The organism is Leclercia adecarboxylata (assembly GCF_006171285.1).
GTDB classification, from domain to species: Bacteria; Pseudomonadota; Gammaproteobacteria; order Enterobacterales; family Enterobacteriaceae; genus Enterobacter; species Enterobacter barmai.
Genome location: NZ_CP040889.1, coordinates 2,007,358 through 2,021,499, shown reverse-complemented (window position 1 = coordinate 2,021,499; position 14,142 = coordinate 2,007,358). Strand labels below are relative to the sequence as shown.

Genomic DNA, 14,142 nt, shown 5'->3' with positions numbered 1-14,142 from the left:
TGTGTTCGAGTCTCTCAAATTTTCACAACGCGAAGTGAAACAGCTTCGGGTTGTGAGGTTAAGCGACTAAGCGTACACGGTGGATGCCCTGGCAGTCAGAGGCGATGAAGGACGTGCTAATCTGCGAAAAGCGCCGGCGAGGTGATATGAACCTTTGACCCGGCGATGTCCGAATGGGGAAACCCAGTGCAATCCGTTGCACTATCGTTAACTGAATACATAGGTTAACGAGGCGAACCGGGGGAACTGAAACATCTAAGTACCCCGAGGAAAAGAAATCAACCGAGATTCCCCCAGTAGCGGCGAGCGAACGGGGAGCAGCCCGGAGTCTGAATCAGCTTGTGTGTTAGTGGAACGGTCTGGAAAGTCCGACGGTACAGGGTGATAGTCCCGTACATGAAAGCACACTTGCTGTGAACTCGAAGAGTAGGGCGGGACACGTGGTATCCTGTCTGAATATGGGGGGACCATCCTCCAAGGCTAAATACTCCTGACTGACCGATAGTGAACCAGTACCGTGAGGGAAAGGCGAAAAGAACCCCGGCGAGGGGAGTGAAAAGAACCTGAAACCGTGTACGTACAAGCAGTGGGAGCACCCTTGTGGTGTGACTGCGTACCTTTTGTATAATGGGTCAGCGACTTATATTCTGTAGCAAGGTTAACCGTATAGGGGAGCCGAAGGGAAACCGAGTCTTAACTGGGCGTTAAGTTGCAGGGTATAGACCCGAAACCCGGTGATCTAGCCATGGGCAGGTTGAAGGTTGGGTAACACTAACTGGAGGACCGAACCGACTAATGTTGAAAAATTAGCGGATGACTTGTGGCTGGGGGTGAAAGGCCAATCAAACCGGGAGATAGCTGGTTCTCCCCGAAAGCTATTTAGGTAGCGCCTCGTGAACTCATCTCCGGGGGTAGAGCACTGTTTCGGCTAGGGGGCCATCCCGGCTTACCAACCCGATGCAAACTGCGAATACCGGAGAATGTTATCACGGGAGACACACGGCGGGTGCTAACGTCCGTCGTGAAGAGGGAAACAACCCAGACCGCCAGCTAAGGTCCCAAAGTCATGGTTAAGTGGGAAACGATGTGGGAAGGCACAGACAGCCAGGATGTTGGCTTAGAAGCAGCCATCATTTAAAGAAAGCGTAATAGCTCACTGGTCGAGTCGGCCTGCGCGGAAGATGTAACGGGGCTAAACCATGCACCGAAGCTGCGGCAGCGACGCTATGCGTTGTTGGGTAGGGGAGCGTTCTGTAAGCCGTTGAAGGTGAACTGTGAGGTTTGCTGGAGGTATCAGAAGTGCGAATGCTGACATAAGTAACGATAAAGCGGGTGAAAAGCCCGCTCGCCGGAAGACCAAGGGTTCCTGTCCAACGTTAATCGGGGCAGGGTGAGTCGACCCCTAAGGCGAGGCCGAAAGGCGTAGTCGATGGGAAACAGGTTAATATTCCTGTACTCGGTGTTACTGCGAAGGGGGGACGGAGAAGGCTATGTTGGCCGGGCGACGGTTGTCCCGGTTTAAGCATGTAGGCGGAGGTTCCAGGTAAATCCGGTACCTTGTTAACGCTGAGGTGTGATGACGAGGCACTACGGTGCTGAAGCAACAAATGCCCTGCTTCCAGGAAAAGCCTCTAAGCATCAGGTAACATCAAATCGTACCCCAAACCGACACAGGTGGTCAGGTAGAGAATACCAAGGCGCTTGAGAGAACTCGGGTGAAGGAACTAGGCAAAATGGTGCCGTAACTTCGGGAGAAGGCACGCTGATATGTAGGTGAAGCCCCTGCGGGTGGAGCTGAAATCAGTCGAAGATACCAGCTGGCTGCAACTGTTTATTAAAAACACAGCACTGTGCAAACACGAAAGTGGACGTATACGGTGTGACGCCTGCCCGGTGCCGGAAGGTTAATTGATGGGGTTATCCGTAAGGAGAAGCTCTTGATCGAAGCCCCGGTAAACGGCGGCCGTAACTATAACGGTCCTAAGGTAGCGAAATTCCTTGTCGGGTAAGTTCCGACCTGCACGAATGGCGTAATGATGGCCAGGCTGTCTCCACCCGAGACTCAGTGAAATTGAAATCGCTGTGAAGATGCAGTGTACCCGCGGCAAGACGGAAAGACCCCGTGAACCTTTACTATAGCTTGACACTGAACACTGGTCCTTGATGTGTAGGATAGGTGGGAGGCTTTGAAGCGTGGACGCCAGTCTGCGTGGAGCCATCCTTGAAATACCACCCTTTAATGGCTGGTGTTCTAACGTGGACCCGTAATCCGGGTTGCGGACAGTGTCTGGTGGGTAGTTTGACTGGGGCGGTCTCCTCCTAAAGAGTAACGGAGGAGCACGAAGGTTAGCTAATCGGTCGGACATCAGGAGGTTAGTGCAATGGCATAAGCTAGCTTGACTGCGAGAGTGACGGCTCGAGCAGGTGCGAAAGCAGGTCATAGTGATCCGGTGGTTCTGTATGGAAGGGCCATCGCTCAACGGATAAAAGGTACTCCGGGGATAACAGGCTGATACCGCCCAAGAGTTCATATCGACGGCGGTGTTTGGCACCTCGATGTCGGCTCATCACATCCTGGGGCTGAAGTAGGTCCCAAGGGTATGGCTGTTCGCCATTTAAAGTGGTACGCGAGCTGGGTTTAGAACGTCGTGAGACAGTTCGGTCCCTATCTGCCGTGGGCGCTGGAGAATTGAGGGGGGCTGCTCCTAGTACGAGAGGACCGGAGTGGACGCATCACTGGTGTTCGGGTTGTCATGCCAATGGCACTGCCCGGTAGCTAAATGCGGAAGAGATAAGTGCTGAAAGCATCTAAGCACGAAACTTGCCCCGAGATGAGTTCTCCCTGACCCTTCAAGGGTCCTGAAGGAACGTTGAAGACGACGACGTTGATAGGCCGGGTGTGTAAGCGCAGCGATGCGTTGAGCTAACCGGTACTAATGAACCGTGAGGCTTAACCTTACAACGCCGAAGCTGTTTCGGTGGGATTTGAGACGATTTTCAGCTGATACAGATTACAGAATTTGCCTGGCGGCTGTAGCGCGGTGGTCCCACCTGACCCCATGCCGAACTCAGAAGTGAAACGCCGTAGCGCCGATGGTAGTGTGGGGTCTCCCCATGCGAGAGTAGGGAACTGCCAGGCATCAATTAAAGAAACCCCGTACCGCAAGGTGCGGGGTTTTTTGCCGTATGCGCGGAAAAGCCGGGTGGCGGCTCCGCCTTACCCGGCCTGGAAAGACCTCATCCATTGTTGAATGAAATCGACAACGCCCTCCACATCATTGATATCTAATACCGGTACCTGAAGCGACAGTGAAATGTCGCTGGCTACCGCGATAACATGTTCATCAAGCGTTAATTCATTAATGTCATGCCCTGTATCGCTGCGAAACAGCAGGATCTTTGCCACGGGCTCATGCTTAAAACCTTCAACCAGAACCAGATCCAGCGTCGAATGATCCATCCGGCTAATGAGATAAGGAAGATCAACGTCCCTTTCATCCGGCGTCTCGGTCATCAATGCCCAACGCTGACTGCTGGCGACAATAGTTTGTGCCGCGCCAGCTTTGCGTAGTTCATAACTGTCTTTACCGGGAATATCGACATCCATATTGTGGTGGGTATGTTTGATAAGCCCCGGACGCACGCCCCTGGCACAAAGTGCCGGAATAATGGCTTTTAGAAGGGTGGTTTTACCCGTACCGCTCCAGGCGGCGATCGCTAAAACAGGTATCATTGGTGCCTCTGCATAGTGTCTATCTGTTCGAGGGTATTTATATTAATAAATGCCTGTTTCATCTCGCTAAAATCGACAGGATGTCCGCCAGCCTGCCGCATGAAGACCATCACCCGACGCTCTCCCGCAGCCAGGTAGTTCTGTAATTCTGGCATCAGCCTACGGTGCATTAGCGCGATGGTTGGATGATCGCGCTCGCCGTCATGCGCCCAGACAACGGCTGCCGCTTCCCTCTGTTGAACAAAGCGTTCAGCCAGATAATCAGGAATGAACGGCGTATCGCAGGGGCAAAACAGAAACCACTCCGCGTCACACTGCTGCATAACGGAAAGCATGCCAGCCAGCGGCCCGGGGAAATCTGCCAGCAAATCGGGATAGACGGGATATCCACTTGCCTGATAAACGGCGAGATTTTTGTTGGCACTAATAGCGAGTGAGCTCACTTGTTTACTTAGCCTCTGTGCAACATGCTGCCATAACGGTATGCCGTTCAGCTCCTGCAGACCTTTATCAACTCCGCCCATACGGGACGCCTTGCCGCCGGCTAAAATCACACCGGTGATCGTGCTTATCTGGCTCACGAATATCGCCTCTTTTCTTGTGGGATTGACCCTGATAACGTGTCACTCTAAATGAAAGGAGTATTACCATGAAATGTAAACGTCTGAATGAAGTTATCGAACTTCTCCAGCCAGCCTGGCAAAAAGAGCCAGAACTTAACCTGGTGCAATTCTTACAGAAACTGGCGCAGGAGTCAGGCTACGAGGGTGAACTGGCCGACCTTTCTGATGACATCCTGATCTATCACCTGAAAATGCGCGATTCCGGCAAAGATGCCGTGATCCCCGGTATTCAGAAAGATTATGAAGAGGATTTCAAAACAGCCCTGCTGCGCGCGCGTGGCGTAATTAAAGAGTAAAAGCTTGTAAGAGGCGCCACCGTAATCGCCGTTAAATGATATCCTGAATCATTCGTATAATTTCCGGATGATCGGATGAACGACCAGGCCTTTACTTTCCAGACCTTACACCCGGATACCATTATGGATGCTCTGTTTGAGCAGGGCATCCGGGTGGACTCAGGTCTGACCCCATTAAACAGCTATGAAAACCGCGTCTACCAGTTTCAGGATGAGGATCGTCAGCGCTTCGTCGTGAAATTTTATCGCCCGCAGCGTTGGTCAGCCGATCAGATTCAGGAAGAGCATCAGTTCGCGCTCGACATGGTCGCCGATGATGTTCCCGTTGCTGCACCCATTAAATTCAATGACCAGACGCTGCTGTCGCACCAGGGATTTTATTTTTCTGTATTCCCAAGCCTCGGTGGCCGACAATTTGAAGCCGATAATATCGATCAGATGGAATGGGTTGCCCGTTATTTAGGGCGCATTCACCAGACGGGAAAGAAAAGCGCCTTTACCTCACGCCCCACCATCGGGATACAGGAATATCTCCTCGAACCGCGTCAGGTATTTGAAACATCCTCGCTTATCCCTTCAGGTCTGAAAGCTGATTTTCTTGCCGCGACGGACGGCTTAATTAATGCCGTTATCGCGCGCTGGGATAACAACGTCAAAACGCTGCGCCTGCACGGCGATTGCCATGCCGGAAATATCCTCTGGCGTGACGGGCCATTATTTGTCGATCTCGATGATGCGAGAATGGGACCTGCTATTCAGGATCTCTGGATGCTGCTGAATGGCGATAAAGCCGAGCAGCGGATGCAGCTTGAGACGATTATCGAAGCTTATGAAGAGTTCAGCCCCTTTAATTCAGACGAAATTGCATTAATCGAACCTTTACGCGCCATGCGTTTTGTTTATTATCTTGCATGGTTAATCAGGCGTTGGGACGACCCCGCGTTCCCCAGAAACTTCCCGTGGCTTACCGGGGAAGATTACTGGCGTAACCAGATATCCACATTTATTGAACAGGTAAAGGTTCTGCAGGAACCCCCTTTGCAATTAACGCCAATGTATTAATCGAACACATCCAGGAGAGAGTTGATCATGAAAAAAATATGGCTGGCGCTGGCAGGTATGATTCTGGCATTTAGCGCTTCGGCTGCACAGTTCACCGATGGTAAGCAGTACATTACCCTCGACAAACCTGTTGCCGGAGAACCTCAGGTTCTCGAGTTCTTCTCATTCTATTGCCCGCACTGCTATGAGTTCGAGCAGGTTCTTCATGTTTCCGATAACGTGAAGAAAAAGCTGCCAGAAGGCACCAAAATGACCAAGTATCACGTTGAGTTCCTTGGCCCGCTGGGTAAAGACTTAACGCAGGCGTGGGCGGTAGCGATGGCCCTGGGTGTGGAAGACAAAATCACTGCGCCAATGTTTGAAGCCGTGCAGAAAACTCAGGCCGTACAAACCACTGCCGATATCCGTAAAGTATTTGTCGATGCGGGTGTGAAGGGTGAAGAATACGATGCAGCCTGGAATAGCTTTGTGGTGAAATCCCTGGTCGCGCAGCAGGAAAAAGCGGCGGCCGATCTGCAACTGCGTGGTGTTCCGGCCATGTACGTTAACGGTAAATACCAGCTGAATATGCAGGGTATGGATACCAGCAGCATGGACATCTTCGTGCAGCAGTATGCTGACACCGTGAAATATCTGGTTGAGAAGAAGTAATAAAGAAAACGCCGGTCAATGACCGGCGTTTTTGTATTGGGCTTTAATCCTGGTGATTAGCGCGTCTTTTTCCGTCCATAGCGTATTCAGCCAGAGCTGGAAACGTCGCTTAAAGTTTTTATCGTTAACATAATCCCCATGTAACTCTTCCGCCACTGGCACCAGATTAATACGCACCACGATCCGCGTTAACTTACCGCTGAGCATATCGTAAAACGGGGTCTTATCGTTTTCCGGATAACACAGCGTCACGTCCAGTAATTTATCGAACTGTTGACCCAGTACGTTCAGCGCCATGGCGATGCCGGCCGCTTTTGGTGGCAGGAGGTTGCTATAGGATGAGCGGGTCTGCTGCTTTTTCTCTTCGGTAAAGCGAGAGCCTTCAACAAAATTGACGATGGTGGTGGGGTGCGCGCGAAACTTCTCGCAAGAGCGACGGGTTGTTTCAACATCTTTGCCGCGGCGTTCAGGATGGCGAATCAGATAGCTGCGGGAGTAGCGCTTCATGAAAGGCATATCCAGCGCCCAACAGGCCAGTCCAATAAAGGGTACCCAGGCAAGCTGCTGCTTGAGGAAATACTTGTTCATCGGAATATGTTTGCGGAACAGCACGCATAACACCACGATATCGGCCCAGCTGTGGTGGTTGCAGATGAGCAAATACCAGTTTTTCTTGTTGAGACCATCCAGACCCTGAACGTCCCATTTCAGATGCGGGTTAAGGCGGAGCAGTACCGCCAGGCCTTCACACCAGCAGTACATCATAAAGTTGCAGAATGCAGATACAGCACGCCAGACGACGGGAATGGGTAAAAGCAGTTTAATTATTCCGGCGATGATGATCGGCACAGAACAGGCAATGGTGACCAGAATAGTTAATGCGATGCTTAACAGGAGTATGATCGCAGCCAGCAGTCTAGGCATGATGAATGTTTTCAGGTAGTTAGCTATGGTAAGCGCCTGATAAACAGACACCGGGCGCTGATTTTACCAGAAAACTGCCAAATGATGGCGCTTTAACTTGGCGGGACGAATGATTTGCACGCGTTGTGGAGAAAAATCCTGTGTCGCCAAAATGGCGTGGCTTATATCCACATGGAGTAAATTGTCATCAACCGAAAATATGAGATCGCGATCGAATGATAATTATCTGATTATTAATAATAATATTTAGATAAACGATCCACTTTCAGCACAATTAATCCAGGTGTTAGAAAGTATTCACAAACTTATCCACAGATTTGATTTGCGAGCGATCCTGAGGATCACAAAATCTTTGGCTGTATTGACCGTGAAAAACTGATGTTTTCATCCTTCTGTGGCATCCTTTATCCATAAATTCCTTAAAGGCACGGACATTATGGTTCAGATCCCCGAAAATCCGCTTATTCTCGTCGACGGTTCGTCTTACCTCTACCGGGCGTATCATGCGTTTCCTCCGCTGACTAACAGCGCAGGAGAGCCTACGGGCGCAATGTATGGCGTGCTGAATATGCTGCGTAGTCTGATCATGCAGTATCAGCCGAGCCATGCTGCCGTAGTCTTCGATGCGAAAGGCAAAACTTTCCGGGATGAGCTGTTCGAGCATTACAAATCCCATCGTCCGCCGATGCCGGACGATCTGCGCGCGCAGATTGAACCCTTGCATAAGATGGTAAAAGCGATGGGGCTGCCTTTAATGGCCGTCTCGGGCGTAGAGGCTGACGACGTTATCGGTACGCTGGCGCGAGAAGCCGAGAAGATGGGCCGTCCGGTACTGATCAGTACTGGCGATAAAGACATGGCGCAGCTGGTCACGCCGGGGATCACCCTGATTAATACCATGACCAACACCATTCTTGGACCGGAAGAGGTGGTGGCGAAGTATGGCGTGCCGCCAGAACTGATCATCGATTTCCTCGCATTGATGGGCGACTCCTCCGATAACATTCCTGGCGTGCCGGGCGTGGGTGAGAAGACGGCTCAGGCGCTGCTGCAGGGGCTGGGCGGGCTGGATACGCTGTACAGCGAGCAGGATAAAATTGCCGGGTTGACCTTCCGCGGTGCAAAAACCATGGCCGCGAAGCTTGAGCAGAACAAAGAGGTGGCATACCTCTCCTATCAGCTGGCAACCATCAAAACGGACGTCGAACTGGAACTGACCTGCGATCAGCTTGAAGTGCAGCAACCTGCTGCCGAAGAGCTGCTGGGTCTGTTTAAGCAATATGAGTTCAAACGCTGGATCACCGATGTTGAAGCGGGGAAATGGCTGCAGGCGAAAGGGGCTAAACCGGCGATCAAGCCAAAAGAGACCCTGGTGATTGATGCAGAAGATGCGGTAGAAGAAGCCGCCAGCATTCTCTCTTCCGAGCATTACGAAACCGTCCTTGATGAAGCGCAGCTGTTGGGCTGGATCGAAAAATTAAAGCAGGCGCCGGTATTCGCGTTTGATACCGAAACCGACAGCCTTGATAACGTCTCCGCCAATATGGTGGGCCTCTCATTTGCAACAGAACCTGGCGTCGCCGCCTATGTGCCGGTGGCTCACGACTATCTCGACGCACCTGTGCAGCTCACACGTGAACGCGTGCTCGAACTCCTCAAGCCGCTCCTTGAAGATGAAAAAGCACTGAAGGTTGGGCAAAACCTGAAGTTCGATCGCGGTATCCTGCAAAACTACGGCATCGAGCTGCGCGGTATTGCGTTCGATACCATGCTGGAGTCTTATATCCTCGACAGCGTAGCCGGTCGTCACGATATGGATTCCCTCTCTGACCGCTGGCTAAAGCATAAAACCGTTACCTTTGAACAGATCGCGGGTAAGGGCAAGAATCAGCTGACCTTTAACCAGATCGCGCTGGAAGAGGCCGGACACTATGCTGCGGAAGATGCCGATGTCACCCTGCAACTGCATTTGAAGATGTGGCCTAAGCTCGAAAAAGACGCCGGGCCGCTGAACGTGTTCCAGAATATCGAGATGCCGCTGGTGCCGGTGCTGTCCCGCATCGAGCGCAACGGCGTTAAGATCGATCCGGCTGTATTGCATAAGCACTCGGAGGAGATCGCCCTGCGCCTGAACGAGCTGGAGCAAAAAGCGCATGAGATTGCCGGCGAGCCGTTCAACCTCTCGTCCACCAAACAACTGCAGACCATCCTGTTTGAAAAGCAGGGTATCAAGCCGCTGAAGAAAACCCCTGGCGGCGCGCCGTCCACCTCAGAAGAGGTGCTTGAGGAGCTGGCGCTGGACTATCCGCTGCCAAAAGTGATCCTTCAGTACCGTGGCCTGGCAAAGCTGAAATCGACCTACACCGATAAGCTGCCGCTGATGATCAACCCGAAGACGGGCCGCGTGCATACTTCTTATCATCAGGCCGTGGCGGCCACCGGGCGCCTGTCCTCAACCGATCCTAACCTGCAAAACATTCCGGTGCGTAATGAAGAAGGGCGTCGTATTCGTCAGGCGTTTATTGCGCCAGAGGATTACATCATTGTCTCTGCTGACTATTCACAGATTGAGCTGCGCATCATGGCGCACCTCTCCCGGGATAAAGGCCTGTTGACCGCCTTTGCTGAAGGGCAGGACATTCACCGGGCAACGGCGGCGGAAGTATTTGGTATGTCGCTGGAGAGCGTTACCGGCGAACAGCGTCGCAGTGCTAAAGCGATCAACTTTGGTCTGATCTACGGCATGAGCGCCTTTGGTCTCTCCCGCCAGCTCAACATTCCGCGTAAAGAGTCGCAGAAGTATATGGATCTCTATTTCGAGCGATATCCGGGCGTTCTGCAATATATGGAAAATACGCGTGCTCAGGCGAAAGAAAAAGGCTATGTCGAGACCCTGGAAGGGCGTCGCCTCTATCTGCCGGACATCAAATCCAGCAATGCTGCCCGACGTGCCGGCGCTGAGCGTGCTGCAATCAACGCCCCAATGCAGGGAACGGCTGCGGACATCATTAAACGTGCAATGATCGCTGTTGACGCCTGGCTGGAGAAAGAGCAGCCGCGGGTGCGGATGATCATGCAGGTTCACGATGAACTGGTGTTCGAAGTGCATAAAGACGATCTGGAATCCGTGTCGAAAAAGATCCACGAATTGATGGAGAACAGCGTGAAACTGGACGTGCCGTTGCTGGTGGAAGTGGGTCACGGAGAAAACTGGGATCAAGCTCACTAAGTGTTTATGGCATATCAACTGTTTCTGTAAGTAAGCAACATATCCATGAACGTTTTGTGATGATCATTAGAATTCCCTATGTAAAGAATGAAAAAAAACTACAAAAAGTGCTTTGTCTGTAGTCTAAAAAAGGGTAGAGTTATTCACGTAGGGTACAGAGGTAAGATGTTCTATCTTTCAGACCTTTTACTTCACGTAATCGGATTTGGCTGAATATTTTAGCCGCCCCAGTCAGTAATGACTGGGGCGTTTTTTATTGCGGCAAAGAAAATAACAGCGCAAAAAAAAGCGCGGACATCGCCGCGCTCATCTTTACTGATCCCCTTTTGTAGCGGGTTCCAGTTCGCTATACCACGTATCCAGTTTCTCACGCAGTTTATCCACGCCCTGCTTCTTCAGCGAAGAAAACGCTTCGACCTGGATGTCACCGTTAAACGCCAGAACCGCTTCGCGCACCATGTTTACCTGCGCTTTACGCGCGCCGCTGGCCAGCTTGTCGGCTTTGGTGAGCAACACCAGCACCTGGATCCCGCTTTCGACGGCCCAGTAGATCATCTGCTGATCGAGATCTTTAAGCGGATGACGAATATCCATCAGGACAACCAGGCCCTTCAGGCACAGGCGTTTTTCCAGATATTCACCCAGGGCGCGCTGCCACTTGAGCTTCATCTCTTCCGGAACTTCTGCATAGCCGTAACCTGGCAGGTCCACCAGGCGCTTGCCCGGCGCGACTTCGAACAGGTTGATTAGCTGGGTACGGCCAGGCGTTTTAGAGATACGGGCCAGGCTTTTCTGATTGGTCAGGGTATTCAGAGCGCTGGATTTCCCCGCGTTAGACCGGCCAGCAAATGCCACTTCGAGACCCGTATCGGCGGGTAAATGGCGAATATCAGGCGCACTAAGAACAAAATGCGTCTGGTGATAATTCAGGTTGGTCACGTGGTTGTCTCCAGAAATTCGTAACGTTGGGGGGATTATACCTGAACAGAGAGAAAAGGCTTTTCCCATCGGCAATACGGCTGTAAGTAAAAACCCCTGGCTTTGTGAGAGATCTGCCATTTGAACTATGGGAGATTTAAGAAAAATCGCAGAGCTCTAAAATTTCAAAACCATTAAAATCAATCTATTAACGTTTAGTCTTAGTCTGAAAGTCGTGGATAAACGGCCTTTGTGGCTTGTGCGTACAGCTGGAAACGGTAAAGTAGCGCTCAACGGCGAGGATGCCGACAGGAACCGGACTCAAGGATGAGGGTCAGGAGCGCCAGGAGGCGAAGACACAGGACAGTCAGGAAGACGTACGCCTGGAGGCGTTTTAAAGGGAAACGGAACATATCACGGACGGTACCTGCTAACGGACAAACAGGGTGAGTTGTAAGCAAACAGGGATTGTCAGACCCGTAATGGGTTATGAGTCAGGAAAAAAGGCGACAGATTGCTCTGTCGCCTTTTTTCTTTGCTTGCTTTCTGCTAGATTTCGCCGCAATTCTATACTGAAGAAAACGACTTAAAGACAAAACAACATGAAAAAACCGACCTCCGCTGCAGGCGCTAAACGTCCTGCAAAAGCACGCCGCAAAACGCGCGAAGAACTGAATCAGGAAGCGCGCGATCGCAAACGCGATAAAAAGCATCGTGGTCATGCTGCGGGTAGCCGCGCGAGTGGCGGTACTTCGGGCGCGTCTGCGAAGAACAAACAGCAGAAAGACCCGCGTATCGGCAGTAAAACACCTGTTCCATTAGGCGTGACCGATGCCCCGGTCACCAGGCAGCACAAACCGAAGAGCGAGAAACCTATGCTTTCACCGCAGGCCGAGCTGGATATGCTGGAGAACGATGAGCGCCTGGACGCGCTGCTGGAACGTCTTGAAGAGGGCGAAGCCCTGAATGCTGAAGAGCAATCATGGGTTGATGCCAAACTGGATCGTATCGATGAACTGATGCAACAGTTGGGTCTCTCCTATGATGATGAAGACGAAGATGAAGAAGAAGAGAAACAGGAAGATATGATGCGCCTGTTGAAAGGTGGAAACTAACATTTGCACCCGGCAGGCTCACTCGTCCTGCTTATAACCCTTCCGGTTATATGTTATCTGGTGTGGTTATTCGTTAAACTACGGCGGTTGTCGCGGCGACAGAAGTGGCTGCGCACCCGATTCGTGGCCCGCACAGGGGTCAGAACGGGCCGCCGTATACGAACGCGACACCAACGGAAGGAGTGAGCATGTCTGTACCAACCATCGACTGGGATCTGGCCCTCATCCAGAAATATAACTATTCCGGGCCGCGTTATACCTCTTATCCTACTGCGCTGGAGTTTTCCGACGCCTTCGGTGATAGCCAATTTCAGCAGGCCGTGGCGCGTTATCCTGACCGCCCGCTTTCTCTGTACGTTCATATCCCGTTCTGTCACAAGCTCTGCTATTTCTGTGGCTGCAATAAAATTGTGACCCGTCAGCAGCATAAGGCGGACCAATATCTGGATGCGCTTGAACAGGAGATCCTGCATCGTGCGCCGCAGTTTGCCGGCCGTCATGTCAGCCAACTGCACTGGGGCGGCGGTACGCCAACCTATCTGAATAAAGCGCAAATCAGCCGCCTGATGACCCTGCTGCGGGATAACTTCCGTTTCAATGCGGATGCTGAGATCTCTATCGAAGTGGATCCGCGCGAAATCGAGCTGGATGTGCTCGATCATCTGCGTGCCGAAGGTTTTAACCGCCTGAGTATGGGCGTGCAGGACTTTAACAAAGAGGTCCAGCGCCTGGTCAACCGCGAGCAGGATGAAGAGTTTATCTTTGCCCTGTTGAATCATGCCCGGGAGATTGGCTTCACCTCCACCAATATTGACCTGATTTATGGCCTGCCGAAGCAGACGCCTGAGAGCTTTGCCTTTACGCTGAAGCGCGTGGCGGAGCTGAATCCGGATCGCCTGAGCGTGTTTAACTATGCACATCTGCCGACGCTGTTTGCTGCCCAACGTAAAATCAAGGATGCCGACCTGCCTTCCGCCCAGCAAAAGCTGGATATCCTGCAGGAAACCATCACCTCGTTGACCCAGACCGGCTACCAGTTTATCGGTATGGATCACTTCGCCCGTCCGGATGACGAACTGGCCATTGCCCAGCGCGAAGGTGTCCTGCACCGCAACTTCCAGGGTTATACCACTCAGGGCGATACGGATCTGCTGGGGATGGGCGTCTCGGCCATCAGTATGATTGGCGACTGCTATGCGCAAAACCAGAAAGAGCTGAAGCTCTACTACCAGCAGGTGGATGCGACCGGCAACGCCCTGTGGCGCGGCATCGCGCTAACCCGCGACGACTGCATTCGCCGGGACGTGATCAAAGCGCTGATCTGCAACTTCCGTCTCGACTTCAGCGCGGTCGAAGCGCAGTGGGATCTCAACTTTACCGATTACTTTGTGGAAGACATGAAGCTGCTGGCGCCGCTGGCGAAAGACGGGCTGGTGGATGTGACGGAGAGTGCGATTGAGGTGACGCCGAAAGGACGCCTGTTGATTCGTAATATCTGTATGTGCTTTGACGCCTATCTGCGGCAGAAAGCCCGTATGCAGCAGTTCTCGCGCGTGATTTAAGCCGTACTGTCGGGTGGCGGCCTCGCCTT

Annotated in this window: 10 protein-coding genes and 2 rRNA genes; 8 read left to right on the top strand and 4 right to left on the bottom strand. The window is 52.1% G+C overall.

All coding sequences use genetic code 11. The features are described 5' to 3' along the window. Positions 1-56: 56 nt before the first annotated feature. Both FHN83_RS11455 and rrf read left to right on the top strand, forming a co-directional pair. Positions 57-2,958 (top strand): 23S ribosomal RNA (locus FHN83_RS11455). Positions 2,959-3,023: 65 nt separating this feature from the next. Then, positions 3,024-3,139: ribosomal RNA gene (gene rrf / locus FHN83_RS11450) — 5S ribosomal RNA — on the top strand. Between the two features lie 78 nt (positions 3,140-3,217). Here the strand turns inward: rrf and mobB are convergent. Further along, positions 3,218-3,733 (bottom strand): molybdopterin-guanine dinucleotide biosynthesis protein MobB, encoded by a 516-nt coding sequence (gene mobB, locus FHN83_RS11445; protein WP_138370918.1) that lies wholly within the window; start codon positions 3,731-3,733, stop codon positions 3,218-3,220. After that, positions 3,730-4,314 (bottom strand): molybdenum cofactor guanylyltransferase MobA, encoded by a 585-nt coding sequence (mobA, locus tag FHN83_RS11440; protein ID WP_139563870.1) that lies wholly within the window; start codon positions 4,312-4,314, stop codon positions 3,730-3,732. The genes mobB and mobA overlap by 4 nt, the downstream gene beginning before the upstream one ends. A 68-nt stretch (positions 4,315-4,382) precedes the next feature. On the opposite strand from mobA, the gene FHN83_RS11435 reads away from it, so the two are divergent. The 3 genes from FHN83_RS11435 to dsbA all read left to right on the top strand — a co-directional run bounded on the left by FHN83_RS11435 (position 4,383) and on the right by dsbA (position 6,365). After that, positions 4,383-4,652, top strand: coding sequence for a YihD family protein (locus FHN83_RS11435; protein ID WP_039032193.1), 270 nt, complete (start codon positions 4,383-4,385; stop codon positions 4,650-4,652). Between the two features lie 75 nt (positions 4,653-4,727). Continuing rightward, complete coding sequence (locus FHN83_RS11430; RefSeq protein ID WP_139563869.1) at positions 4,728-5,714, top strand: serine/threonine protein kinase; 987 nt, start codon at positions 4,728-4,730, stop codon at positions 5,712-5,714. A 27-nt stretch (positions 5,715-5,741) separates the two neighbouring features. Then, positions 5,742-6,365 (top strand): thiol:disulfide interchange protein DsbA, encoded by a 624-nt coding sequence (gene dsbA / locus FHN83_RS11425; RefSeq protein WP_039032191.1) that lies wholly within the window; start codon positions 5,742-5,744, stop codon positions 6,363-6,365. A gap of 15 nt (positions 6,366-6,380) precedes the next feature. Here dsbA and FHN83_RS11420 read toward each other — a convergent pair whose 3' ends face one another. Then, complete coding sequence (locus FHN83_RS11420; protein WP_139563868.1) at positions 6,381-7,289, bottom strand: acyltransferase; 909 nt, start codon at positions 7,287-7,289, stop codon at positions 6,381-6,383. 436 nt (positions 7,290-7,725) lie between these two features. Here FHN83_RS11420 and polA point away from each other — a divergent pair, with 436 nt between their 5' ends. Next, positions 7,726-10,518: a DNA polymerase I gene (polA, locus tag FHN83_RS11415; protein WP_139563867.1), complete on the top strand. Its 2,793-nt coding sequence runs from the start codon at positions 7,726-7,728 to the stop codon at positions 10,516-10,518. Between the two features lie 312 nt (positions 10,519-10,830). Here the strand turns inward: polA and yihA are convergent, their stop codons facing one another. Continuing rightward, complete coding sequence (gene yihA, locus FHN83_RS11410; protein ID WP_139563866.1) at positions 10,831-11,457, bottom strand: ribosome biogenesis GTP-binding protein YihA/YsxC; 627 nt, start codon at positions 11,455-11,457, stop codon at positions 10,831-10,833. Positions 11,458-12,038: 581 nt separating this feature from the next. Between yihA and yihI the strand changes: the two genes are divergently transcribed. After that, entirely contained in the window at positions 12,039-12,551 is a 513-nt protein-coding gene (yihI, locus tag FHN83_RS11405) for a Der GTPase-activating protein YihI (RefSeq protein ID WP_139563865.1), read from the top strand. A gap of 188 nt (positions 12,552-12,739) precedes the next feature. Continuing rightward, positions 12,740-14,113 (top strand): oxygen-independent coproporphyrinogen III oxidase, encoded by a 1,374-nt coding sequence (gene hemN, locus FHN83_RS11395; protein ID WP_139563864.1) that lies wholly within the window; start codon positions 12,740-12,742, stop codon positions 14,111-14,113. Positions 14,114-14,142: the final 29 nt, after the last annotated feature.

What these genes read in the sequence shown, in the direction of transcription:
- dsbA (WP_039032191.1), top strand. Translation starts at nt 5,742, where the DNA reads ATGAAAAAAATATGGCTGGCGCTGGCAGGTATGATTCTGGCATTTAGC.
- polA (WP_139563867.1), top strand. Translation starts at nt 7,726, where the DNA reads ATGGTTCAGATCCCCGAAAATCCGCTTATTCTCGTCGACGGTTCGTCT.
- mobB (WP_138370918.1), bottom strand. Translation starts at nt 3,733, where the DNA reads ATGATACCTGTTTTAGCGATCGCCGCCTGGAGCGGTACGGGTAAAACC.
- FHN83_RS11435 (WP_039032193.1), top strand. Translation starts at nt 4,383, where the DNA reads ATGAAATGTAAACGTCTGAATGAAGTTATCGAACTTCTCCAGCCAGCC.
- FHN83_RS11420 (WP_139563868.1), bottom strand. Translation starts at nt 7,289, where the DNA reads ATGCCTAGACTGCTGGCTGCGATCATACTCCTGTTAAGCATCGCATTA.
- yihI (WP_139563865.1), top strand. Translation starts at nt 12,039, where the DNA reads ATGAAAAAACCGACCTCCGCTGCAGGCGCTAAACGTCCTGCAAAAGCA.
- FHN83_RS11430 (WP_139563869.1), top strand. Translation starts at nt 4,728, where the DNA reads ATGAACGACCAGGCCTTTACTTTCCAGACCTTACACCCGGATACCATT.
- hemN (WP_139563864.1), top strand. Translation starts at nt 12,740, where the DNA reads ATGTCTGTACCAACCATCGACTGGGATCTGGCCCTCATCCAGAAATAT.